This is a genomic window from Arthrobacter sp. RT-1 (assembly GCF_003367205.1).
In the GTDB taxonomy this organism is placed as follows: domain Bacteria; phylum Actinomycetota; class Actinomycetes; order Actinomycetales; family Micrococcaceae; genus Arthrobacter.
Genome location: NZ_QRGQ01000002.1, coordinates 156,925 through 180,389, shown reverse-complemented (window position 1 = coordinate 180,389; position 23,465 = coordinate 156,925). Strand labels below are relative to the sequence as shown.

Genomic DNA, 23,465 nt, shown 5'->3' with positions numbered 1-23,465 from the left:
GTCACGGCACATCCCTTTACACAGGAAAGCGAGTACCCATGTCTTCCACCAACTCCGCCAGGAAAGTTGCCGTCATCGGTGGCGGAATCCTTGGTGTTTCCACCGCCGTCCACCTGCTGCGCGAAGGTGCCTCGGTAGTCCTGCTCACCGAAAGCGGTTTGACCAGCGAGGCCTCAGGCAGGTCGCTCTCATGGCTCAATTCCGCGGGGGAACGCTCCACGCCCTATCACCTGCTCCGCATGGCGGGGGTTGACCGGTACCGGACGCTGTTCGCTGCCGACCCCTCCCGCGAATGGCTCCAGTTTGACGGCGGACTGATGTGGAACGCGGAAGGCCAGGCGGATGCCACGGCTGCCCGCCACCGCTATGAACGGAACAAGGGCTACGACTCGAAGCTGCTGGCCCCCGCCGAGATCCCCGGAGTGGCCCCGGGCGTGGATGCCGCAGCCGTACCTGAGAACGCCATCTTCAACCCCGGCGAAGGCTGGGTGAGCCTGCCGGACCTGGTGGAGTTCCTGATGGCGGAGTTCCACGAACTCGGGGGTGAACTGGTCCTCAATGCAGGAAAAGCTTCGGTGGTGGTTGAAGGCGGGCGGGCTGTCGGGGTGCAGGCCGCTTCCGGTGCCGTGCACGGTGCCGACGCCGTCCTGGTTGCCTGCGGAGCCGCAACCCCGGCCGTTGTGGCGCCGCTGGGTGTCAACATCCCCAATGGTTCGCCGGTCTCCATGCTGGTTATCACCAAGCCGGTGGAGCACGGCCTGGCCCCGGTGCTGAACACGCCCCGCGCGGCCGTGCGGCCCAACCCCGGAAACACCCTCGCCCTGGACCACGACTGGTACGAGGAGAACATCACTGAGCATGCCGACGGCAGCTTCAGAATCCCCGATGAGGTAGTCCAGGAACTGGCAGACGAAGCCTCCAAGCTGGTTCAAGGCAACCCCGAGCTCAAGCCTGCGTCATGGAAGATCGGCTACAAGCCGATCCCGGGTGACGGGGAACCGGTCTTTGGCGAACTCGGCAAGGTTCCGGGCTGCTTTGTGGCCTTTACACACTCCGGCGCGACGCTCGGCCTGATCGCGGGCGAGCTCCTGGCGGGAGAAATCCTTACAGGGGAACGGCATCCAATGCTCGAAACCTTCCGTCCGGAGCGGTTCTCCTAGCATCCAGCCACCCTTCCCCGCAGGCCGTGGCGTGCCGCTGTTTCCGCAGCGGCACGCCACGGCCTCGTTCGTTCTGCCGCATCCTTTGCTGATCAGGTTGTCCACTCGTCGAGGGGCAGCGCGCACCCCGCCCCGGCAGCGAACTAAGATGGATCAGATAACCAACCACCGGACGCGGTTCCGCCGTGTCCTGCTGAAAGTAGCGCGCACCATGCCATCCCAACCGGACGAGAGTGCGGCACTGGCGATTCAGACACCCGCCATCAACGACCGCTCCCTCGCGGCGGGACTGGCCTATGCCATGGGCAGCCGCGTCTCCGGGATCTCGTTTGATGCCGGCACCGGCCTGATGCTGGGCAAGGTCCGGGGAGGCGCCGAGGTTCCGTACTCCACCACGGCCAAGCTGGTCCGCAAAGCCGGCGGCTGGAGCTGCACGGTTGGGGTGTGCAGCTGCCCCGTCCGCAAGGACTGCAAGCACGTGGCGGCGCTGCTCTTCGCGGCCGAGGACAACCCCGCCATCCGCGTCCAGCTGCTGTCACCCGCAACCGCCACCCAGGTGGCCCGGGAGCCGTCGGCCGCCGCCCTGTCCGACTGGGAACAGGCCCTCAGCCCGCTGATCTCGCAGCCAGGGGGCGCACCCTCCGGCACCGGAGTTCCGCTGGCGCTGCAGTTCGAGATCGAGGAACCGGCCCCGCACTTCTCCTACACAGGCCGCCGGGATCCGCTGCGCAGCGTCCGCCAGCTCAAGGCCCGCCCTGTCATCATGGGTGCCAAGGGCAAGTGGATCCGCGGCGACGTCTCCTGGAACACGCTGAGCTACCTGAACTTCCGCCGCGAGTGCAACGAAGCGCACGTTGAGTGGATGCAGGAGTTCCTGGCCGCCCATTCCGCGTCGGCCAGCCGGATGCACAATTCGTCCGGCCTGTGGCTCGGCCTGAACTCCTACTCCGGGAAGAACCTGTGGAGCCTGCTGTCCGACGCCCGCAAGATCGGGCTCGCCCTGGTCCACTCGCGCGGCACCGAACCGGTGCGGCTCGCGGAGGCCCCTGCCGCCGTCGGGCTTAATCTCGGGCGCTATGGCGCGCCCGCGGCAGGCAGCGCTGACCCCGCAGGGGATGGCGACGCGCCTCAGCAAGCGTCCGACGACGGCGGGCTGGAACTTTCGCCCACCATCACCGTTGAGGGGGTCGAGATTGATCCCGCCGCCGTGGGGACGATCGGCCGCCCTGCGCACGGCCTGTTCTTCACCTCCGGCGAGGCCGCCTTGCCCGGAGTTCCGGACCCCGACGGCACCATCACCCTGGCGCCGCTGGAGGGCGGCTTGAGCGAGGAACTGCTGGCGTTCGTCACGGCCGGCAGCACGCTGCATATTCCTGCCAAGGATGAGTCCCGCTTCCTCACCGGGTTCTATCCCAAGCTCAAGCAGGCGGCCCGGGTGACGGCGCGGGACGAATCCGTCGAGCTTCCCGCGCTTGCCGTTCCCACGCTCTCGCTGCTGGCAAACTACGGCGCGGACCACAAGGTGCGGCTGCATTGGGAGTGGCACTACAAGACCGGAAACCTGGTCACCGCCCAGCCGCTGTGGCGCCACCCCGGCGACCACGGCTACCGCGACGACACCGCAGAAGCCCGCATCCTCGAGGGCATCGGCCACCCGTGGGAGGTGGTTCCCGCCTTGGGCGAGTCGGCAACCGGCGGCTGGGGCACTCCCCGCCTGGCGGCGTCGGCCGAGCTCACGGGCCTGGACACGCTGGCGTTCACCGAGGAAGTGCTGCCGCGGCTGCGTGAAGCTCCGGATGTGGAGGTGGAAACGGCAGGCGATATCGCCGATTACCGCGAGGCCGAGGAAGCCCCGGTCGTCTCCATCTCCACCAAGGCCACCGAGCAGCGCGACTGGTTCGACCTCGGCATCCAGATTTCCCTCGAGGGCCAGCCGGTGTCCTTCGCGGCCGTGTTCTCCGCCCTGGCCGCCGGCCAGACCAAGATGCTGCTCCCCAGCGGCGCCTACTTCTCGCTGGACCTGCCGGAGCTGCACCAGCTGCGGGCGCTGATCGAGGAAGCCCGGTCGCTGCAGGACAACAAGGACGCCCCGCTGCAGATCAGCCGTTTCCAGGCCGGGCTGTGGGACGAGCTGGCGCAGCTGGGCATCGTGGACGAGCAGGCCGCCGCCTGGCGTTCGGCGGTGGGCGGCCTCCTGGAAGGCGGCGTGGACGGGCTGCCGCTGCCGGCCACCCTGAATGCCGAGCTTCGGCCCTACCAGCTCGAGGGCTTCAACTGGCTCACCTTCCTGTACCGGCACAGCCTGGGCGGTGTCCTGGCCGACGACATGGGCCTCGGCAAGACCGTGCAGGCCCTCGCGCTGATGTGCGCGGCGAAGGAACAGGCCGGGGAGAAGTCCCCCGACGCCGTCGCTCCCTTTTTGGTGGTTGCGCCCACCAGCGTGGTGGGCAACTGGGCGGCGGAGGCCGCACGCTTTGCGCCCGGGTTGAAGGTGCAGGCAGTCGGCGAGACGTTCGCAAAGAGCGGCCAGGAAGTGGCTGATGCGCTGGCCGGGGCGGACATCGTGATCACCTCGTATGCCCTGTTCCGCATCGATTACGACGCCTACGCCTCCCGTGAGTGGTCCGGCCTGGTACTGGACGAGGCGCAGTTCGTGAAGAACCACCAGTCCAAGGCCTACCAGTGCGCGCGCAAGCTGCCGGCCGCCTTCAAGCTGGCCATTACCGGCACGCCGCTGGAGAACAACCTCATGGAGTTCTGGGCACTGACGTCCATCGTGGCACCGGGCCTCTTTTCCAGCCCCAAGCGTTTCGCGGAGTACTACCAGAAGCCGGTGGAGAAGAACGGCGACAAGGGGCAGCTGGACAAGCTCCGGCGCCGGGTCCGTCCGCTGATGATGCGCCGCACCAAGGACCAGGTGATCAAGGACCTGCCGCCCAAGCAGGAGCAGATCCTGGAAGTGGTGCTGAACCCGCGCCACCAGAAGGTCTACCAGACCCACCTGCAGCGCGAGCGGCAAAAGATCCTGGGGCTGATCGAGGACGTGAACAAGAACCGGTTCACCATCTTCCAGTCGTTGACCCTGCTGCGGCAGCTCAGTTTGGACGCCTCGCTGGTTGACCCGTCGCTTTCGGGGGTCCGTTCAAGCAAGCTTGACGTGTTGTTCGAGCAGCTCGAGGACCTCGTCGCCGAGGGCCACCGTGCCCTGATTTTCAGCCAGTTCACCGGTTTCCTGGGGAAGGTCCGCGAGCGGCTCGATGAGGAGAAGATCGAGTACTGCTACCTCGACGGCGGCACCCGCAACCGTGCCGACGTGGTCAGTGAGTTCAAGAACGGCAGCGCCCCGGTATTCCTGATCTCGCTGAAGGCCGGCGGCTTCGGCCTGAACCTCACCGAGGCCGACTACGTCTTCCTGCTGGACCCCTGGTGGAACCCGGCCTCCGAGGCGCAGGCAGTGGACCGGACCCACCGGATCGGCCAGGCCAGGAACGTGATGGTGTACCGGCTGGTGGCCAAGGACACCATCGAGGAAAAGGTCATGGCGCTCAAGGCCCGGAAGTCGCAGCTGTTCGCCGACGTGATGGAGGGCGACGCCCTGGCCGGCGGCGCCATCACGGCCGAGGACCTGGCGGGGCTGTTCAAGGAGTAGATGGTCCGCCCGCTGCCCCGCTGCTCGACACGTTATTCTTGGTGCAACCAGAACTACAACGTTGGAGAAGTCGTGCACCAGCAGCCCGCCGCCACGGTGGCCATCCCGTCTGTCGGGCGGGCTCCCCTGCGGCATCTTCTTCCGCTGCGCGCGGACGCGTTTTCGGTCCCCTACCGTGATCCCGTCTGGGACGGACCCACCGATCCCGTCATCGTGGCCGACCACCTGAAGGGCGAGTGGGTGCTGTTCTACACCCAGCGCCGCGCCACGAAACCCGGGCTGACGGGCGTGGAATGGGTACATGGCACGGCCATCGGCGTCGGGCGGTCTTCCGACGGCGGGGCCACCTGGAACTACCAAGGCACTGCGGACGGACTGGTGCCGCCGGAAACTGAACGTCCCGCTACACTCTGGGCGCCCGACGTCGTGCGCATTGGGGACCAGTGGATCATGTACCTGACCGTGCTTGGCGGCGTCCGGACGGACTGGGCCGGGAGCGCGTCCATTGTGCAGTTCGCCAGCCCGGACCTCGAGGCGTGGGAGTACCTGGGGCAGATAGACCTGGACTCGCCCCGGGTCATTGATGCCGCCGTCGCACGCTGCGGCGATGGCCGCTACCGGCTCTGGTACAAGGACGAAGCCCGCGGCTCCAACACCTACAGCGCGGTCAGCGACAGGCCCCAGGACCCGTCGTCGTGGGTACTGGAAGGCCTCACGATCCCCGGCCGCCCGCATGAAGGACCGAAGGTGTTCCGGCTGGAGGGCCACTACTGGATGACCGTGGACGAGTGGCGTGGCCAGGCGGTCTACCGCTCCGCCGACGCCACAGGCAACTGGACGCGGCAGGAACACCGTGGCGGCCTCATCCTCACGGCCCCCGAATCCGTGGAGGGAAGGCCCGTCGTCGGACGCCATGCGGACGTGGTTCCCCTGGCACCCGGGGAGGACGGCAGGGAACGCGCCCTGCTGGTGTATTTCACCCATCCGCATTGGGGCGGCGAAGACATCGGCGCCATGGACCCGGAGCGCAGGACACGCCTCAGCCACGTCCGGGCGGCCGTCCTGGAAGTGCGGAACGGCAACCTGGTCTGCAGCGAGCACTAGTAGAGCAGGCAGCAGAACCGGCACGACAAAAGGCCAAACCTTGGAACTATAAGCCAGCTGCTGCTGGCACCGGTCCAAGGTTTGGCCCTCTGCCTGACTCGTCCGCCGGAGTGGTTACCGGACTTCCGGGAGGTCCCTACGCACGCTGCGGGGAGCCCAGGTCCACCGGGTCCTCGTCCGTGAGGTATGCAAGCTCGGAGTGTGCGGCGAGGTCGATGCCGCGCATTTCGTCCTCGGGGTTGATGCGCAGGCCGATCGTCTTGTCCAGGATCTTCGCGAGGATCCAGGTGATGCCGAAGGAGTAGACCAGCACTGTGACGGTTGCCAGCGCCTGGACGCCCAGCAGTTCAACGCCGCCTCCGTAGAAGAGGCCGTTGACGGCGTTGGGGGCGGCGTCGGTGGCGAAGAGGCCGATCAGCAGGGTGCCGAGGATGCCGCCCACCAGGTGGACACCGACGACGTCGAGCGAGTCGTCGTAGCCCAGGCGGAACTTCAGTTCGATGGCCAGCGAGCAGACGGCACCGGCAATCAGGCCGATAGCCACGGCACCCAGCGGGCTGACGGAACCACATGCCGGGGTGATGGCGACCAGCGCGGAAATCAGGCCGGACGCTGCGCCCATGCTGGTGGCGGCCCCGCGGCGGAGGCGCTCAACAAGTGCCCAGGCGAGGAGGCCCGCTGAAGCAGCCACGGCGGTGTTCAGGAAAACCACCGACGCCGACTGGCCGGCGGACAGTGCCGAGCCTGCATTGAACCCGAACCAGCCCACCCACAGCAATCCGGCGCCGATGAGCACCAGCGGCCGGCTGTGCGGTTTCGCGTGTTCCACTTTGGGCCAGCCGGAGCTCTTGCCGAGGACCAGTGCCAGGGCGAGGGCGGCCGCGCCGGCGTTCATGTGCACGGCGGTGCCGCCGGCGAAGTCGATGGCCTTGATGCCGCTGGCGATCCAGCCGCCGGTCACGCTGCCGTCCGCCGACGAGAAGGCGAACACCCAGTGCGCGATGGGGAAATAGACGATGGTGGCCCAGATGCCGGCGAACAGCATCCACGCGCCGAACTTCATGCGCCCGGCCGCAGCTCCCGCCACCAGCGCCGTGGTGACGCAGGCGAAGAAGAGCTGGAACGCGGCGAACAGGATGACCGGGATGGACGCCTCTTCATCCGCGGCCAGCAGCTGCCCCATCCCGGGGAACTCGGTGACGTCACCGATCAGGCCCAGTCCGCCCACGGAATTTCCGAAGGCCATCGAGTACCCAAACAGTGCCCAGAGGACAGCCACCAGGCTGGCGCCGCCAAAGCACATCATCATCATGTTGAGAATGCGGCGCGACCCCACCATGCCCCCGTAGAACAGGGCCAGGGCGGGGATCATCATGCAGACCAGCGCCGAGCTGGCCAATATCCAAGCGACATTTCCCGAATCCATTGGGAAACCCCTTTCGTGATGCGAGGAGAGAACGGAAATCGCCCGTCAAAGCCACTCCGGAGGAGGGACGCGGAGTCAGTACCACGTTCATCGGAGGGCGGCTATTGCCGTCTGGTTCCAACTGTATGGCGGGCTTTTTTGGGTGGGTTTCGGATGTGTTAAATGATGGTTTCAGTCGTCCGCACGCGAGTTTCACCAGCCCCTTCCTTACACGCGGGACGCGCGTACCCTGCAAGTAAGGGCAGGAGGAAAGGACGCATCATGCGGACCGTGACATACGGCGCGGCGTGCAGCCTCGACGGGTACATCGCCGGCAGCGGCGGTGCCATTGACTGGCTGCACTTCAGCAGGGACGTGGAAGACATCACGGCGGAGTACTGGACTACGGTGGACGCCATCCTGATGGGCCGGAAGACGTGGGAGTTCGCCGCCGCCCAGGGCATGAGCGGCGAGGCAGACCCGGGCAGCCGCTCGGCAAGCAACGAGGCCACCGGCATTCCGACGGTCGCCACCTACATCCTCTCCCGCACGCTGAAAGAGTCCCCGCCCGGAGTGGAACTGGTGTCCGCCGATGCCGCGGGATTCGTCAAACACCTCAAGGAACAGCCGGGCAAGGGGATCTGCCTGATGGGCGGCGGCGAGCTCGCCGGATCGCTCTTCGAAGCCGGTCTGATCGACGAGGTCAGCCTCAATGTGCATCCCGTGCTGCTGGGCTCCGGCGTCCCCTTCTTCCGGCCGCAGCCCCGGCGCACCGGCCTCGAACTCGAGGAGTCGCGCGTCCTCGACGGGGGCTGTGTCCTCATGAATTACCGCGTACGGCACTGAAGACAACGGGCCACAGCCGCTATCCGATGGCGCGTGCCTCGCCCATCAGCCCGGCGAGTGCATCTGCCAGCGCCACGGCACCGGCTTCCGCGTCCCAGTCCTCCACCAGCTCGTCCGGGGAATGCGAGATGCCGGTGGGGTTCCTGACGAACAGCATGGCCGTGGGAATGTGGCTGGCCAGGACGCCGGCATCGTGCCCGGCGCCGGTGTCCAGGACCGGCGCTCCGGGAAGCAGTTCCTTCAGCCGGTCCCGCAGGCCGCCGTCGAAATGCACTGTGGGGCTGAGCGATTCCATGGTGAGGCTGGCGCCGCAGCCTTCCTCCGCGGCGAACACCTGGGCGTTGAGGCCGATGGCTTCCACCAGGGCCGCGGTGACGGAGTCGTCCGGATGCCTGACGTCGATCCACAGGTCCACCCTGGAAGCGATCACATTGGTCCCGCCCGGAACGGGCTGGACCCTGCCGACCGTGGCACGTGCGTCCCGGTACTTCCTGGCGGTATCGCGGATGTTCACCATGATCTTGGCGGCAGCGATCATGGGGTCCTTGCGGTCCGCCATCAGCGTGGTGCCGGCGTGGTTGCCCTGCCCGCTGATGCTGAGTTTCCAGCGGCCGTGGCCCAGGATTGAGGAGCCAACGGCCACGGGCTGGTTCAGGTCAACCAGTCCCCTGCCCTGTTCCACATGCAGCTCCACGAAGACCCCCAGCTGCTGCAGCGTCTTGTAGTCCGCACCGATCAGCCGTGGGTCCTGGCCGTTGGCGGCAGCGACGTCGGCGAACGTGTTGCCGTCCGGGTCTTTGAGCCGGCGCGCCTTGTCCGGATCCAGCTCGCCGGTCAATAGACGGGAGCCCAGGCAGGCCACGCCGAACCGCGAGCCCTCCTCCTCGGGAAAGACGGCGATGGCCAGCGGCCGCCGGGGGCGGAGTCCGCGGGCTTTGAGGATGTCGACGGCGACCAGGGCCGATGCGACACCCAGCGGGCCGTCGTACTCGCCGCCGCCGGGAACGGAGTCCAGGTGGCTGCCGGTAACAACGGCGTCCCTGCGGGTGCCGGCGGAGGTGTCCCACCAGGCCCAGATGATCCCGTTGTGGTCCGTGGCGACGTCCAGCCCGCGCCGGCCTGCCTGCTCGATAAACCAGTTGCGCAGGTCGGTTTCGGCGGTGGAGAAGACCGGCCGCGAATAGCCGCCGCGTGACGTGTCCCTGCCGATCGTGGAGATGTCCTGCAGCAGGCTGGTCACACTGGATGGGCTGGTTGCGGCAGCAGGGCGGGCATCCGCCGTGGGGTCCGCCGGGGGTGCTGTCTGTGAAAGGCTCACTGGTATCCGTTCTATGTGGTCACAGCTGTGGACGACGCGGGCCGGAACCGCGGCGGGACACCGCCGGCCCCGGTGGCGAGGTCTGCAGCCCATTGGCCGATGAGCGGCGCGAACTTGGCCCCGTGCCCGGAACAGGGCGACAGGATGGTCAGGTTGTCCGCGCGGTCGATGATGAAGTCTTCGTTGGGTGTGTTCGTGAAGAGACAGGTGGTTTCCGCGTACGGCTCGGGGTCCAGGCCCGGCAGGTAGCGCCGGACGTAGTCCTTCACGCGGTCCCGGTTGGCCGGATCAACGACGCCGGTTTGCTGAGCCGCGGAGGGGATGAACGGGCCGCCGTTGTACTCGGCCACCTTTTGCCCGGCAAAGCCTGCGTCGCGCCCGCCGGGAAGGCCGTATGTCTGGATGTCGGCGGCCTTGTGGATGAAGGTGGGCCACTGGCCTGAACCCTCGGGGTCCCGGTATTTGAAGTGGAACGCCTGTTCCTGCCGGACGGTGATCTCCGGCAGCCCGGCAAGGAACCCTTCCGGAAGGGGCAGCTGCCCCAGCAGCTCCGGCAGCCAGCCGCCGGCGCTGATGACGACGTTGCCGGCGTCGAGCGTTTCCCCCGTGGCGGAAATGAGGCGGTAGCCGCTGCCGTTGCGCTCCATGCTGTTCAGGCTCCAGCCGGTCAGCACCTCGGCGCCGTTGCGCACTGCCAGGGCAACCATGGCGTTGACGGCGGTTTCGGCATCGATGACGCCGGCGCCGGGATGCCAGAGGACCTCGGTATCGAAGGCGATCTGCGGCCAGCGCGTCCTGGCGTCGGCAGCCGAGAGCAGTTCGTGCTCAACCCCGACGGCGGCCAGCACCCCGGCGAGCAGTGCAGGGTTGCGTTCGGGGCCGTAATCCACGGCGCCGAACGGGGTGATCAGCTGTGTGCCGGTGTCCAGGGCGAGCCCGTCCCACAGTGCCTTGGATTCCAGTACCGCCCGCGTGTAGAAGGGGTCCGGGTAGGCGTAGCGGAAGATCCGGGCGGAGCCGTGTGAGCTGGCGTCGTGGCTGGCGGGGACGTTGCGTTCCAGGATGGTCACCTGGTGGCCGCGGGCCGCAAGTTGCCAGGCGGTGGCGGCGCCGGCCAGGCCGGCACCCACCACCACATAATCGGACGAATCAGTCACGGAGTGCTCCTAGCCTGCGCCGGGGATCCAGGAGGTGCCTGCCAGCGGCACGCGGGCCATGGCGGAAGCCTCGATGGTGAGGGCCACCAGGTCCTCGGGCTCCAGGTTGTGCAGGTGCGACTTTCCGCAGGCCCGCGCAATGGTCTGGGCTTCCATGGTGAGGACCCGCAGGTAGTTGGCCAGGCGGCGTCCGGCGGCTACCGGGTCCAGCCGGGAGGCGAGCTCCGGGTCCTGGGTGGTGATGCCGGCGGGGTCGCGGCCGTCCTGGAAGTCGTCATAGAAACCGGCGGCGGAACCGAGGGCAGAGTATTCAGCGGCGTAGCGGGGATCGTTGTCACCCAGGGCGATCAGCGCCGCAGTGCCGATGGCGACGGCGTCGGCACCCAAAGCCATGGCCTTGGCGACGTCCGCGCCCGTGCGGATGCCGCCGGAGACGATGAGCTGGACCTTGCGGTGGACCCCGAGCTCCTGCAGCGCTTGGACAGCCTGCGGGATGGCGGCGAGGGTGGGGATGCCGACGTTCTCGATGAACACCTGCTGCGTCGCGGCGGTCCCGCCCTGCATCCCGTCCACCACCACAACGTCCGCGCCGGACTTCACGGCGAGCGCGGTGTCGTAGTACGGCCGGGAGGCGCCGATCTTGACGTAGATGGGGGTCTTCCAGTCGGTGATTTCCCGCAGTTCGCCGATCTTGATTTCGAGGTCGTCCGGACCGGTCCAGTCCGGGTGCCGGCTCGCAGAGCGCTGGTCGATGCCCACCGGCAGCGTCCGCATCCCGGCCACGCGCTCGGTGATCTTTTGGCCCAGGAGCATCCCGCCGCCGCCGGGCTTGGCGCCCTGGCCCAGCACGATTTCAATGGCGTCGGCCTTGCGCAGGTCGTCCGGGTTCATGCCGTAGCGGGACGGCAGGTACTGGTACACCAGGTGCTTGGACTGGCCGCGCTCCTCAGGCGTCATGCCGCCGTCGCCCGTTGTGGTGGAGGTGCCCACCTCAGACGCGCCGCGGCCCAGCGCCTCCTTGGCGTTGGCGGACAGTGCGCCGAAGCTCATGCCGGCGATGGTCACCGGGGTCTGCAGGTGCAGCGGCTTGCTGGCGTGCCGGTCGCCGAGGACGACGTCGGTATCGCACTTTTCGCGGTAGCCCTCCAACGGGTAGCGGGACATGGAGGCGCCGAGGAAGAGCAGGTCGTCGAAGTGCGGGACCTTGCGCTTGGCGCCCCAGCCGCGGATGTCGTAGACGCCGGTGGCGGCGGCGCGCTGGATGTCGGCGATGGTGGCGCGGTCGAACGTGGCGGATTCGCGCAGGCCCAGTTCAGCGATGTTCTGGGTGGGCGCCTGCTGCGGAACGGAGGTGATGGTCATGGTGGCTCCTAGTACGACGTCGAGTTGTCGACGTGGAAGTGGTAAAGGTTCCGGGCTGAGCCGTAGCGCTTGAAGTCGGCGGGGTTGTCCGTGCGGCCGGCGGCGGCGAGCAGCTCCGCCAGCTCGGCGAGGTGCTCGGCCTGCAGCGGCTTTTCGACGCAGTCCGCGCCGAGGGAGGCGACGGTGCCCTTGACGTAGATCCGGGCCTCATAGATGGAGTCGCCCAGGGCGTCTCCGGCATCGCCGCAGACCACCAGGCGGCCGGCCTGCGCCATGAACGCGGACATGTGGCCGATGTTGCCGCCCACCACGATGTCCACCCCCTTCATGGAGATGCCGCAGCGTGCGCCGGCGTTCCCGTCGATGACCACCAGGCCGCCATGGCCGGTGGCCGCAGCGGACTGCGATGCGTCGCCTTTCACGTGGACCCTGCCGGACATGATGTTCTCGGCCAGTCCGACGCCGGCATTGCCGGTGATGGTCACGTCGCCTTTTTGGTGCATCCCGGCTGCGTAGTAGCCGGCATGGCCTTCGATGGTCACCTTGATGTCGGTAGTGATGCCGACGGCCAGGCTGTGCTTGCCGCCGGGGTTGGTGACGGTCCAGGCCTGTCCGTCCACGGCGTCGTGGATGCCTTGGTTGAGTCCGCGGACGGTGCTGGCGTCCAGGTCCACCGTGGTGGTGGCGGGCCCGTCTGCTGCCGGGACGTCCGTCGCGATGTTTTCGGGGGCTGTCAGAGTGACCATGTGTAGACCTTTCCGGGTTCCGGTTCAAAGATGCGGGCGTTGTCGATGCCGGGCAGGCCGGCCAGGGCGCGGTATTCGGAGGCCATGGCCACGTAGTCATCCGTTTCGGCGATGATGGCCGGTTTGCAGGCGATGGGGTCCCGGACCACGGCCATGCTGTCGGCAGTGGTGACCACCAGGGTGTAGAAACCGTCCAGGACCTTGCCCAGGTTCACCAGGGCTTCCTCCAGGGTGTCGCCCTGCTTGAGCCGGGAAGCGACGTAGCGTGCGCCCACCTCGGTGTCGTTTTCGGAGTCGAACACCACGCCTTCGCGCTTGAGGTCGCGGCGCACCGTGGCGTGGTTGGAGAAGGAGCCGTTGTGGACCAGGCACAGGTCGTCGGCAACCGAGAAGGGGTGGGAGCCGCCTGCGGTCACGGCGGATTCGGTGGCCATCCGGGTGTGGGACAGGCCCTGGCTTCCGGCCATTGCCTCGAGGCCGTGCTCGGCGGCGATGTCCATGGGATGGCCCACGCTTTTCATCACTGCCACGTGCTCGCCGCGGCCGATGATGGTGGCGCCGGGCAGGGTTTCGCTGACGGCCTTCACCAGCAGGTCAGTCCCGACGGCGGCGCTCACCAGGGTGGTGTCTCCCACCACTTTCGTTGCTGCTGCCGCGCCGGTCGGGAGCATGGCGGCGACGCCTGCGGTGATGGCCGCCGTCGTCATGCCCTGGTCCTTGCCGAGGAGGCTGAGGGTGGAGGTGCCGTCCGACACCAGCCCGGGGGTGTTGTAGACGGCCAGGCCGGCGGAGTCCGGCCCGCGGTCCACGATCTGGCACAGCATGGAGGACAGCAGGCTGCCCATCTGGGGATGCAGCGAGGGATTGCGCAGCTGCAGCGCGGCGATTCCGCACATGGTGGGGGTCCTTTACTCGGTGGGGATCAGATGGAGGTCAAATACGTGCGGATTTCCCAGTCGCTGACCTGGTTGTGCCAGCTCAGGAATTCCTCTTCCTTGGCGTCGGCGTAATAGGCGCCGATCCGGGCGTCACCGCTGAGGCTGGAGAGGATCACAGGGTCTTTCCGCAGTGCTTCCACGGCGTGGAGCAGGGTGGCCGGCAGGAGGTGCGCGTCGGGCCTGGACTCGCCGGGTCCGGAGGGAGCACCGGGGTCGGCGGCTTTCTCCACGCCGTCCAGTCCTGCCGCGATGGCTGTCGCGATGGCCAAGTAGGGGTTTGCGGAGCCGTCCCCGGAGCGCAGCTCAATCCGCTTGTTGTCCGGCACGCGGATCATGTGCGTGCGGTCGTTGCCGCCGAAGGACGCCTTGCGCGGTGACCACGTGGCGCCGGAGGAGCTGGTGGTGGCGCCCGTGCGCTTGTAGGAGTTGACGGTCGGTGCGAGGAACGCCTGAAGCGCGGGGGCATGGTCCAGGATGCCGGCGATGAATGAATAGGCGAGGCTGGAGATTCCAAGGCCCCGGCCGTCGTCGTCCGGGCTCCCGCCCGCCGGGAACAGCGCTTCGGTTCCGGACCAGAGGGACAGGTGGAAGTGGAGGCCGGTGCCGGTGCGGTCCGTGAAGGGCTTGGGCATGAACGTTGCGGTCATGCCGCGCTGTTCGGCCAGGATGTTCAGGATGTAGCGCAGGGTCACCACGCGGTCAGCGGTGGTGAGGGCATCCGCGTAGTTGAAGTTCTGCTCGAACTGGCCCGCGGCGTCTTCGTGGTCGTTGGCGTAGTTGCCCCAGCCCAGCCCATTGATCGCGTCCGAGATGGAGGTGAGGTGGTCATACATGCGGGTGACGCCGCGGGCGTCGTAGCAGGGGCGGGGCGAATCGTCCCGGGCGTCGGCGGTACTCAGCGTTCCGTCGTCGTTCTTCTTCACCAGGAAGTATTCAACCTCCGCCCCCACCTTGGCCTGCATCCCATTGTTTGCGAGGCGGGCGAGGGTGTTCTTCAGGATCACCCGGGGGGCGTAGGGCCAGGGCTTGCCGTCGACGTACGGGTCGCAGTGGATGATGGCAAGGCCCTCCTTGATGAAGGGAACCGGCGTGAAGGACGCCAGATCGGGAACAGCGATCAGGTCTGAGTCCTGCGGCTTCTGCCCGATAAGGCCCGCGGCGTAGCCGGCAAAGCCCATGGCACCATTTTCGAGCTCATCGGCGGCTTCCACCGGCACAAGCTTGGCGCAGGGCTTCCCCGTCATGTCCACGAAGGTGGCCAGCAGGAAGCGGACGCCGTGGGCTTTGGCAATATCCGCCAGGGAAATCCGGCTGGCGTCCGCTGCCGCCGGCCCGGCTGCCTGTACTTCAGGGGTTGCGAGACTTGTCATCGAAACTGTCCTGTTCGCTTGCTGTTGCTTCTTATGAAACCGTGTTGAACCAGAGTAGTCAAAGTGATGTTTCAGCTGTTCGCGGCGTTTGTTAAATCTGGAAGTCGGGGACGCGGGAGATGGCAGCAGCAAGCGCTGCCGGGCGGGGCAGGAGTACTTCAGGTGAAGGAGCTCGGGCGGAACAGGAATCGCCTCGGCGCGCTCGAACCGCGGCTGGCCACGGCGGGTGCGGCTGGTCCGGCTCGTTCGGAGGCTGTCCTACTTGGCGGCTACCGCGAGGAAACGGATGGGCAGCTCCAGCAGCTCCAGCGGACCGTGCGGGCCTTCGCCATCGAGCAGGAGCGAGTCTCCGGATTCCATGGTGTATTCGTACTGGCCGTGGCCGTAGACCATTTTGCCGGCGAGCATGTAGATGAATTCAGTGCCAGGGTGCTGGAAGAGCGGGAAAACGTCTGACGCGTCGGTCAGGGTCACGAGGGTGGGCTCCAGGGCATCGGTGCGGCCCTTGAGGGTTCCCAGGACGCGGTATTCGTGCCCGTGCTGGGTGCCGCTGCGGACAGTGAGGCTGCCTTCGCCGCTTTTGGTGAACGTCGCGTCCCGGTCCGTGTCCGCACCGCGGAACAGTGCCGTCACGGGGATCTTGAGTCCGTCAGCGAGGCGCTGCAGGCTGGTCAGCGAACAGGACGTACTGGCCGTCTCGATCTTGGAGATCATGGCTTTGGACATCCCCGTGCGGCTTGCAAGCTCAGCGGAGGACAAGCCCTGGGAGGTGCGGTAATGCCGGAGCTGGGCAGCGATCACCTGTTCGAGTTTTCCGGCAACCTCTTCCCGGGCGTGATCGGTCATGTCAGCCATCTTAGGTGGCCCAACCCCCAGCAGGCCTGCCGCCTCAGGCGTTTCGCTGCGCTGCAGCTTCGGCGCCAACTGCGCCCTGGACTCGCACGGTGGCTCGGGTTAGGGACCCATAGGCGGGTTATGCTGGGAAAACCAGCCACAGCACTGGACGGCACGGGCATGGCAGCGAGGACCTAGGTCATTGGTCGCGGAAGGAAACGACACATGGCGCGAGCGACAGTCCAGGACGTCGCCAAAACGGCTGGAGTGTCCGTCGGGACCGTCTCCCGCGTCCTGAACGGGAGTCCGGCCGTCAGCGCAGCGAGCAAGGAAAAGGTCACGGGGGCCATCCGCAAGCTCAACTACCGGCCCCTCGCCTCCGCCCGTGACCTGCGCCGCGACCGGACCATGCGCGTCCTGGCGCTCGCGAAGAACCTCAACTCCCCTGTGATCAGCGAGGCCTTCCGGGGATTCGGTGACGCAGCGGCATTATCCGGCTACGTCAGCCTGATTGCGCCCACCTCCGGGGACCTCGAACGCGAACAGCAGCTGGTGGACATGCTGCGCAACGGCTCGGTGGATGGCCTCATCCTGTTTTCGCCCACCATGCCGGATGCCGAGGTTGAAGCGCTGGCAGAGCAGTTGAGCGTTGTCCAGGTCTGCGAAATCGTTGATTCCGAGGCTGCGTTTGGTGTTTCCATCGATGACCGGCAGGCGGCCTTCGACATCACGGAGCACCTCATCCAATCGGGGAGCCGCCGCCTGGCGATGATCGGCAACAGGCTGGCACGCTCCGGCCGGCTGCGTGAGGAAGGCTTCCGGGAAGCCGCCGCCCAAGCGGGTTTGTCGCCGGAACATCTGCTCCTGGCCGAGGGCGAGTTCGACTTCCACGCCGGACGCCGCCTCGCCAAGGATCTCCTGCGGCTGGACCCGCTGCCGGATGCCGTTTTCTGCGGCAGCGATACGGTGGCGGCCGGGTGCGTCCGGGAAATCACGGACGCCGGCCTGCGGGTTCCGGAGGATGTCGCCGTGGCGGGTTTCGACGACTCCATCCAGGCGGAAATGTGCGTTCCAGAGTTGACCACCATCCGGCAGCCCGCCTATGAGATGGGCCGGGTGGCCTTTGAGGCACTTTTCGCCCGCATGACGGAACCGGGCGGGCACCGCCGCGGGCGCACGTTCCTTCCGCATCAACTCGTGGTCCGCGACTCCACCAGGAACTAGCGCCAGGGGTTGACAGCCGCAACGGATAGCTGCCATTCTTTTTGGAATCGATTCCAAAGCTTCAAGCGTGCTAGAAACCCCTTCAATTTGGAATCGATTCCAATTCCTGCCCCCACTCTCCCAGCCGACACACGTAAGGACGCATCTTTTGAACCACGAGCAGCAGTCGTCAACGCAGCCCGCAGCTCTCCCGGACGGAGCACGGGCCCAGGATTTGCGGGTGGGAGTCGTTGGCATCGGTTGGGCCGGCCAGCAGCACCTGAAGGCCTATGAGGCACTGGACGGCGTCAGCATCGTTTCGCTGGCCGGGATGGAGCAGGAACTCCGCGAGTCCCTGCAGGCCGAATACTCCATTCCTAATGCGTTCGCGGACTGGAAAGACATGCTGGACCATGGCGGCCTGGATGCGATCAGCGTCGCAGTGCCCACCTTCCTGCACGCACCCATCGCGGTCGCAGCCCTGGAGCGCGGAATTCATGTGCTGAGCGAGAAGCCCATCGCACGGAACGCCGTCGAAGGCCAGGCCATGGTGGACGCGGCCCGTAAGGCCGGGCGTGTCCTGGACGTCGCCTTCAACCACCGCCGCCGCGGCGATATCCAGGCACTCAAGGGTGTCATCGACGAGGGCGGCCTGGGCCGCCCGTACTACGCGAAGGCATCCTGGCTGCGCCGTTCCGGCATCCCCACGCTGGGCAGCTGGTTCACTAATCCCGAACTCGCCGGCGGCGGGCCGTTGGCGGACATCGGCGTCCACGCCCTCGACTACGCCCTGCACTTGCTGGGCGAACCGAAGGTGGTGGCCGTGTCCGCCGCCACCCACTCCGAGCTGGGCCCGCAGGGGCGCGGCGGCGGGAACGAGTACTCTGCCCTCGCCTCCAGCCACGTTTTCGACGTCGAAGACTTCGCCTCCGCGTTCCTTCGGCTTGAGGGCGGCGGAACCCTCCTGGTCGAAGCAAGCTGGGCCACCTACCGGGAATCGGACGACCTCCTGGACTTCACGGTTTACGGCACCGATGGCGGAGCCGAACTAAAGGTGCAGGGCGCACCTTTCCCGACCGTCGGACAGCTTCGGGTGTTTACGGACAAGGACGGCGAATCGGCAGACTATGTCCCGCCGGTGCTGCCGGGCCGCGCCCACGACGGAGTGGTGGAAGACTTCATCACGGCAGTGCGGGGCGGCGAGGCAGTCTGGGGTGAGCATGATGGCTCCCTGGCGCTCTACCGTGCACAGATCATCGACGCGTGCTACCAGTCCGCGCTGGAGCAGAGGGAGGTTCGTCTCTAATGAACGGCAAGCTAAGGATCCGGGTGTGGAACGAAGGCGTCCACGAGGCCATCAACGAGCCGTCCCATATCGGCGAGATCTACCCTGACGGCATCCACGGCGCCATCGCCGCGGGCCTTCGCCCCTACTACCCGGACGCGGAAATCACGACGGCGGTCCTGGCCACCGACGACGAGCACGGCCTGGACGAGGAGGTGCTCGCCGAGACGGACGTCCTGCTCTGGTGGGGACACATGGCCCACCACGAGGTGAGCGACGCCGTCGTCGAACGCGTCCACAGGAACGTGCTGGGCGGTATGGGGCTGATCGTGCTCCACTCGGGGCACTTCGCCAAGGTCTTCACCAAGCTGCTGGGCACCAGCTGCTCCCTCGCCTGGCGGAATGACGGCGAGCGCGAGCTGGTGTGGACCGTGAAGCCCTCACACCCCATCGCCGAGGGCGTGGACAGCCCCATCGTTATCCCCGAGCAGGAGATGTACGGCGAACTGTTCGATATCCCGGACCCGGACGACCTGATCTTCATCAGCTCCTTCGCGGGCGGCGAGGTGTTCCGCTCCGGCGTCACGTTCACCCGCGGCAAAGGGCGGATCTTCTACTTCAGCCCCGGCGACCAGGAATACCCGGTCTACCACCACCCGCAGATCCAGCGGGTCCTGGCCAATGGGGTGAAGTGGGCAGCCCAGCCCGGACTGCACCGTTCGGCCCCGGAGGTCACCAACCCGCAGAGGGAATGGTTCGAGAACGCTTAGCATTTCACGATGCCGACCACAATTCTGCGGTTTCTCCCATAGCCCGTCCGGCCGCCAGCGGGTACAACTGAGAGATGACTACCCCAGCGCTGGTGCTAGGCCCCATGATGCGGTACGTGGACGAGACGTCGGCGAGTATCTGGGTGGAAACCCGTGATACTGCCCGGGTCAAGGTCAAGACCAGTGCCGGGGAGTGGGCAGTCCCCACGTTCGCAGTGCACGGCCACCACTATGCGCTGGTGGAAGTGGAGGGCCTCGGGCCGGGAACGGTGACGCCCTACACCGTGGAGATCAACGGAACACACGTCTGGCCGGCGCCGGAACAGCGCGCGGCTGCTGGTCCCGGTCTGGACGGCCAATTCCCGCCGCCGGTCATTGCCACCCTCAACCCCGGCAAGCCCCTGCGTTTGGCCTACGGTTCCTGCCGCACCAGCGTGCCGCATGATGCGGCAGGAAACCGGAGCCACGGGGTGGACTCCTTAAGGGCCTATGCGCTGAACATGATCTCCGGCAGCAGCGAGCCGTGGCCGGATCTGGTTGCCTTCCTGGGGGACCAGGTCTACGCCGATTCCACCAGCAAGCAGATGCAGGAGTTCATTAAGGCCCGCCGGGACATCAAGGCACCGCCCGGCGAGGAGCTGAAGGACTACGAAGAGTACGCGCACCTCTATTACCTCGCCTGGTCGGACCCGGCCAACAGGTGGCTGCTGTCCACCCTGCCCAGCGCAATGATCTTCGACGACCATGACATCCGGGACGACTGGAACGCCTCACGGTCCTGGCGCCAGGCAATGCAGGATGTTCCCTGGTGGCGGGGCCGGATCAAGGCCGGGCTGGCGTCCTACTGGGTGTACCAGCACCTGGGCAACCTGTCGCCGCAGGAACGGGCCGCGGATCCCGTGTGGCAAAAAGTCGCCGCGCACCGGGGCGCGCAGGAGCTCGACCTCAGCGACGAGCTGGACAGCCTCGCGGAACGGGCGAACAGGGACCCTGAGTCCTATCGGTGGAGCTACTGCCGGGATTTCGGGGATACCCGGCTGATCGTGGTGGATTCCCGCGCCGCCAGGAACCTGGAACCGGACCGCCGTGCCCTCCTGGACGACGTCGAAATGGCCTGGCTGGACGAGCGGATGCAGGGCGGCTTCCGCCATGTCCTGGTGGCGACGTCCCTGCCGTTCCTGCTGCCGATGGGCCTGCATCACCTGGAATCGTGGGACGAAGCCATCTCGGAAGGAGCCTGGGGAAAGCCGGCGGCGCGGGCCGGTGAAAAGCTGCGCCAGGCGGCGGACCTGGAGCATTGGGCCGCGTTCCAGAAGAGCTTCCGGCAGGTGGCGGCAATGGCGGTGGAGGTGGCCGACGGCAGGCGGGGGCCGGCCCCGGAAACCATTACCTTCCTGTCCGGCGACGTCCACTTTTCCTATGTCTCCGAGGTGGAGCGGTCCTCGGGCAGCCGCATCATCCAGGCGGTCTGCTCACCCATCCGCAACCCCCTGCCGCGGGTGATGCGCTCCTTCGGGGCGCTCATGTCCTACGGCCTGGCCGCACCGGTGGGCGCGGCTGTGGCGCGTTCGGCAAAGGTCCAGGACCCGCCGTTCCGCTGGTCCGGCATCAATGGCCCCTGGTTCGACAACAACCTTGCCTGCCTTGAAGTGGTGCCCGAGGGGCTGAGGCTGTGGTGGCAAAAAGGGGTGGTGGACGGCGGCGATCACCTGCACCCACGGCTGGAACGCGTGGCGGAGATGACTGTCGCCCGCCGCAAAGCCGGCGAGCCGGCGAGGGAACGGCTGTAGACGCCGCTCACGCCGGGTCCGGCTGCCGCCGAAGCCGCGCCACCAGCGTTGCGGCGAGCATCGCCGTCGTCATTTCCAGCCCGATGACCAGCAACAGGCGGGCAGCCCCGGACGTGTCAGGGACGTACGACGACGGTCCGCCGCCATGCGCGTGTCCGGCACCTGCCATACCCAGCAGCAATGCCGCATGCAAAACGGCCATCAGCACGGCGGTGACGGTCACCTGATGGAGCGCACCCACCCGGCTGTGCCGCCACACGTGCACGGTGCAGGGGACGCAGACTGCCGCCATCGCCACCATCAGGACGCCAAGCCACACACCATGATGGCCGGCAGCCGCCAGCCACACATGCACCAGGCAGGAGACAGCGGTGGCCACGGCGCACACGCGGGGATGCAGGACGGGCCCGCAGGCGCGAACCGGTCCCGCCGTCGTCGTCATGTCCCGGATCCCGCTGCGGGTACTAGTGGCAGGAGCCACCGCTGTCGCCCCCGCTGTGGCAGGACCCCGAGGCCGGCTTGTTCGGGTTGGCCGGCACGTCCAGGACGGGACTGCGGTCAAAGAAACCTTCGGGGCGGAGCTTGAAACCCACCGTGTCCACGGGCATGATGGGCCAGTCCTCGACGCGCGGGAAGTGGGTCAGGCCGAAGGTATGCCACACCACGATGTCCTGGCCGTCGATGTCACGGTCCTGCGCAACATACGCGGGCAAACCTGCGCCGCCTGCATGCTGGTTCACGAAGTCGCCCGTGGGGTACCGCTCATCCTCGGCGTAGCGGGTGACCCAGAGATCCTTGGTGGCGAAGGCGGCCCGCGCGGCGATGGAGGACCCGGGGTCGGCCAGCAGGGTGGGCTGGTTCTCGGAGTGGAGTTTGTAGCCCACGGGCTCACCCAGCCGGTTGCGGGACTCCGGATTGGAGATGATCCAGGTCCGGCCGGCGCGGGCGTCGGCTTCCCGGACAGCCTCGGACTCGCGGGCCAGCACGGTGCGCTTGCGGGAGAACGCATTGCCGCGTTCGTTGTCCGGGCCCATGGCCTGGCGGACCACGTCCTCCTCCTCCACTCGGTTGATGAAGCCGTCGATGGCCATGTCCAGGCGGGCGCTGAACAGGTGCTGGTGGAAGGGGGCGCCGAGGCCGGGTGCCAGCTGTGAGATGTTGTCCGAGCCGCCCTCAGGAAAGGCGGATGTGAAGACGATGCCGGTGGCCTTGGCCTCGAATTCGATGGTGCCGTCCAGGTAGAGGTACCAGTAGAAGCCGTAGTCGTAGTTACCAATGGTGGTGAAGAAGGAGATCACCAGGCGGCGGTTGCGGCGGGTGTAGTTGACGCCGGACCACAGGTCGGAGTGCTTGGACAGGATGCCCCAGTCCTCCTCGTGCATGCAGATGCCGTTGCGGATCTCGCGCGGGTTGCCGAAGGCGTCGCTGATCACCGGGCTGAGGTACGTGATGTCGCCCAGGCAGTCACAGCCCAGCTCCAGGGAGTTCGCGTACTGGCCCACCAGGTACTCGCCCGTGTCGAAGTAGTTCTGCCAGGATCGGATGGGCGAGGGGTCCCCGTAGGGAACCACCATTTCCGCAATCGAGGCGCAGTTGATGATGGGGCGCTTGTTGTCGCCGTCCTGGAAGGCGAGGTTGTGCAGCACCACGCCTTCCCGGACGTCGAAGCCCACATCCACGCTCCACTTTTCCCACTCCACGTGGTTGCCGCCCGAAACTGAGAAGCTGGGGCCTTCCGGTTGGGTGATGCTGATGGGCTTCTGCGTGGTGCGGAGCGGGCCGGTCAGTTCAGGATCCGTGTAATTGCCGTGCTCGGACGGCACCGGCATTGCACCGAGGTCCAGCACCTGGGTGACTTCCTTGTTGACCACGTCAACATAGGCCACGAGTCCGTCCACGGGATGGGCCCAGGCGCTGTCCTCCGGAAATTCCTGGACAAACGCCAGGCCGCGCAGGATCCGGCGGCCCTTTTCCTCGGTGTACTCGAACGAGCCGGCGGAGAGCGGGGCAACCCGGACTTTGTTGACGTCCAGGTCCCGGTCCACCAGCGCTTTGAGCCAGCGCTCATCTTCGGCCAGGAGCGCCTCGACGACTTCGAACTCCTCCTCCAGGACCGGGAGTTCTCCGGTCACCGCAGTGTCAAGCACGACGGCGGACACCACCTTGCGCTGCGTCAAAGAGACGACGACGTCGCTGGGGGCACCACCCGAGACGTCGTGGATGAAGATGCGGAAGCGCCGGTCAACAGTATGTGCCGCGGCTCCCCGGGGTGGCTCCACCAAACCCAGGTAGGCGATGCGGTGGTGCGGCTCGAGGTGGCCTTCAGACTGCAGGATGGACCGGGCCTCGAAAATTTCGTCGCCGGTGGCCAGTTGGAAGGCTGATGTGGCGTGGGTTGGAGCAAGTGTCATGGGGAACCTTTGTCCTGACCCTTTCGGGTCTGCGGATTTATTTTCTATAGTTGTAGAGAATAAACGTCCGTAACATGGCTCACAAGAGTCTGAGCGAAAATATTTCCTGGGGAGTGG

At 66.8% G+C, this 23,465-nt stretch carries 18 protein-coding genes; 8 read left to right on the top strand and 10 right to left on the bottom strand.

Annotated features, from left to right (window positions below; translation table 11 throughout):
• The first annotated feature begins 38 nt into the window (after positions 1–38).
• The 3 genes from DXK94_RS02180 to DXK94_RS02170 all read left to right on the top strand — a co-directional run bounded on the left by DXK94_RS02180 (position 39) and on the right by DXK94_RS02170 (position 5,913).
• Complete coding sequence (locus DXK94_RS02180; RefSeq protein ID WP_115523624.1) at positions 39–1,160, top strand: FAD-binding oxidoreductase; 1,122 nt, start codon at positions 39–41, stop codon at positions 1,158–1,160.
• A gap of 211 nt (positions 1,161–1,371) precedes the next feature.
• Positions 1,372–4,809 carry a DEAD/DEAH box helicase gene (locus DXK94_RS02175; protein ID WP_115523936.1) on the top strand — a complete coding sequence of 1,146 codons (3,438 nt, stop codon included), beginning with the start codon at positions 1,372–1,374 and terminating at the stop codon, positions 4,807–4,809.
• 72 nt (positions 4,810–4,881) lie between these two features.
• The gene (locus tag DXK94_RS02170) at positions 4,882–5,913 is read left to right on the top strand and encodes a family 43 glycosylhydrolase (protein WP_258868404.1); all 1,032 of its coding nucleotides are present in this window, start codon (positions 4,882–4,884) and stop codon (positions 5,911–5,913) included.
• A gap of 136 nt (positions 5,914–6,049) precedes the next feature.
• Here the strand turns inward: DXK94_RS02170 and DXK94_RS02165 are convergent, their stop codons facing one another.
• Entirely contained in the window at positions 6,050–7,339 is a 1,290-nt protein-coding gene (locus DXK94_RS02165; RefSeq protein ID WP_115523622.1) for an ammonium transporter, read from the bottom strand.
• Between the two features lie 261 nt (positions 7,340–7,600).
• Here DXK94_RS02165 and DXK94_RS02160 point away from each other — a divergent pair, with 261 nt between their 5' ends.
• On the top strand, positions 7,601–8,164 hold the full coding sequence (locus tag DXK94_RS02160; RefSeq protein WP_181884717.1) for a dihydrofolate reductase family protein: 564 nt from the start codon (positions 7,601–7,603) through the stop codon (positions 8,162–8,164).
• 19 nt (positions 8,165–8,183) lie between these two features.
• Here DXK94_RS02160 and DXK94_RS02155 read toward each other — a convergent pair whose 3' ends face one another.
• The 7 genes from DXK94_RS02155 to DXK94_RS02125 form a co-directional block, all read right to left on the bottom strand.
• Positions 8,184–9,482 carry an allantoate amidohydrolase gene (locus DXK94_RS02155; protein ID WP_258868403.1) on the bottom strand — a complete coding sequence of 433 codons (1,299 nt, stop codon included), beginning with the start codon at positions 9,480–9,482 and terminating at the stop codon, positions 8,184–8,186.
• 11 nt (positions 9,483–9,493) lie between these two features.
• Positions 9,494–10,639 carry an FAD-dependent oxidoreductase gene (locus DXK94_RS02150; protein ID WP_115523619.1) on the bottom strand — a complete coding sequence of 382 codons (1,146 nt, stop codon included), beginning with the start codon at positions 10,637–10,639 and terminating at the stop codon, positions 9,494–9,496.
• 9 nt (positions 10,640–10,648) lie between these two features.
• A complete protein-coding gene (locus DXK94_RS02145; protein ID WP_115523618.1) occupies positions 10,649–12,001 on the bottom strand; it encodes an FMN-binding glutamate synthase family protein in 1,353 nt (450 codons plus the stop codon).
• Positions 12,002–12,009: 8 nt separating this feature from the next.
• Complete coding sequence (locus DXK94_RS02140) at positions 12,010–12,747, bottom strand: protein glxC (RefSeq protein ID WP_115523617.1); 738 nt, start codon at positions 12,745–12,747, stop codon at positions 12,010–12,012.
• On the bottom strand, positions 12,735–13,643 hold the full coding sequence (locus DXK94_RS02135) for a glutamine amidotransferase (protein ID WP_115523616.1): 909 nt from the start codon (positions 13,641–13,643) through the stop codon (positions 12,735–12,737). The genes DXK94_RS02140 and DXK94_RS02135 overlap by 13 nt, the downstream gene beginning before the upstream one ends.
• Before the next feature lie 26 nt (positions 13,644–13,669).
• Positions 13,670–15,055, bottom strand: a complete 1,386-nt coding sequence (gene glnT / locus DXK94_RS02130; protein WP_115523615.1) for a type III glutamate--ammonia ligase — start codon at positions 15,053–15,055, stop codon at positions 13,670–13,672.
• Positions 15,056–15,313: 258 nt separating this feature from the next.
• Positions 15,314–15,901, bottom strand: coding sequence for an XRE family transcriptional regulator (locus DXK94_RS02125; protein WP_258868402.1), 588 nt, complete (start codon positions 15,899–15,901; stop codon positions 15,314–15,316).
• Positions 15,902–16,114: 213 nt separating this feature from the next.
• Here DXK94_RS02125 and DXK94_RS02120 point away from each other — a divergent pair, with 213 nt between their 5' ends.
• From DXK94_RS02120 to DXK94_RS02105, 4 genes are all read left to right on the top strand, one after another.
• A complete protein-coding gene (locus tag DXK94_RS02120; RefSeq protein ID WP_115523613.1) occupies positions 16,115–17,113 on the top strand; it encodes a LacI family DNA-binding transcriptional regulator in 999 nt (332 codons plus the stop codon).
• A 214-nt stretch (positions 17,114–17,327) separates the two neighbouring features.
• Entirely contained in the window at positions 17,328–18,398 is a 1,071-nt protein-coding gene (locus DXK94_RS02115) for a Gfo/Idh/MocA family protein (RefSeq protein WP_115523935.1), read from the top strand.
• Positions 18,398–19,147 carry a ThuA domain-containing protein gene (locus DXK94_RS02110; RefSeq protein ID WP_115523612.1) on the top strand — a complete coding sequence of 250 codons (750 nt, stop codon included), beginning with the start codon at positions 18,398–18,400 and terminating at the stop codon, positions 19,145–19,147. The genes DXK94_RS02115 and DXK94_RS02110 overlap by 1 nt, the downstream gene beginning before the upstream one ends.
• Positions 19,148–19,221: 74 nt before the next feature.
• The gene (locus DXK94_RS02105; protein ID WP_115523611.1) at positions 19,222–20,937 is read left to right on the top strand and encodes an alkaline phosphatase D family protein; all 1,716 of its coding nucleotides are present in this window, start codon (positions 19,222–19,224) and stop codon (positions 20,935–20,937) included.
• A 7-nt stretch (positions 20,938–20,944) separates the two neighbouring features.
• On the opposite strand, the gene DXK94_RS02100 is transcribed toward DXK94_RS02105, so the two are convergent.
• Together DXK94_RS02100 and DXK94_RS02095 are read right to left on the bottom strand one after the other, a co-directional pair.
• A complete protein-coding gene (locus DXK94_RS02100) occupies positions 20,945–21,379 on the bottom strand; it encodes a hypothetical protein (RefSeq protein WP_115523610.1) in 435 nt (144 codons plus the stop codon).
• Positions 21,380–21,401: 22 nt separating this feature from the next.
• On the bottom strand, positions 21,402–23,348 hold the full coding sequence (locus DXK94_RS02095) for a primary-amine oxidase (protein WP_115523609.1): 1,947 nt from the start codon (positions 23,346–23,348) through the stop codon (positions 21,402–21,404).
• Positions 23,349–23,465: the final 117 nt, after the last annotated feature.

What these genes read in the sequence shown, in the direction of transcription:
- DXK94_RS02175 (WP_115523936.1), top strand. Translation starts at nt 1,372, where the DNA reads ATGCCATCCCAACCGGACGAGAGTGCGGCACTGGCGATTCAGACACCC.
- DXK94_RS02125 (WP_258868402.1), bottom strand. Translation starts at nt 15,901, where the DNA reads ATGACCGATCACGCCCGGGAAGAGGTTGCCGGAAAACTCGAACAGGTG.
- DXK94_RS02165 (WP_115523622.1), bottom strand. Translation starts at nt 7,339, where the DNA reads ATGGATTCGGGAAATGTCGCTTGGATATTGGCCAGCTCGGCGCTGGTC.
- DXK94_RS02095 (WP_115523609.1), bottom strand. Translation starts at nt 23,348, where the DNA reads ATGACACTTGCTCCAACCCACGCCACATCAGCCTTCCAACTGGCCACC.
- DXK94_RS02110 (WP_115523612.1), top strand. Translation starts at nt 18,398, where the DNA reads ATGAACGGCAAGCTAAGGATCCGGGTGTGGAACGAAGGCGTCCACGAG.
- DXK94_RS02100 (WP_115523610.1), bottom strand. Translation starts at nt 21,379, where the DNA reads ATGACGACGACGGCGGGACCGGTTCGCGCCTGCGGGCCCGTCCTGCAT.
- DXK94_RS02105 (WP_115523611.1), top strand. Translation starts at nt 19,222, where the DNA reads ATGACTACCCCAGCGCTGGTGCTAGGCCCCATGATGCGGTACGTGGAC.
- DXK94_RS02145 (WP_115523618.1), bottom strand. Translation starts at nt 12,001, where the DNA reads ATGACCATCACCTCCGTTCCGCAGCAGGCGCCCACCCAGAACATCGCT.
- glnT (WP_115523615.1), bottom strand. Translation starts at nt 15,055, where the DNA reads ATGACAAGTCTCGCAACCCCTGAAGTACAGGCAGCCGGGCCGGCGGCA.
- DXK94_RS02120 (WP_115523613.1), top strand. Translation starts at nt 16,115, where the DNA reads ATGGCGCGAGCGACAGTCCAGGACGTCGCCAAAACGGCTGGAGTGTCC.
- DXK94_RS02135 (WP_115523616.1), bottom strand. Translation starts at nt 13,643, where the DNA reads ATGTGCGGAATCGCCGCGCTGCAGCTGCGCAATCCCTCGCTGCATCCC.
- DXK94_RS02160 (WP_181884717.1), top strand. Translation starts at nt 7,601, where the DNA reads ATGCGGACCGTGACATACGGCGCGGCGTGCAGCCTCGACGGGTACATC.
- DXK94_RS02180 (WP_115523624.1), top strand. Translation starts at nt 39, where the DNA reads ATGTCTTCCACCAACTCCGCCAGGAAAGTTGCCGTCATCGGTGGCGGA.
- DXK94_RS02140 (WP_115523617.1), bottom strand. Translation starts at nt 12,747, where the DNA reads ATGGTCACTCTGACAGCCCCCGAAAACATCGCGACGGACGTCCCGGCA.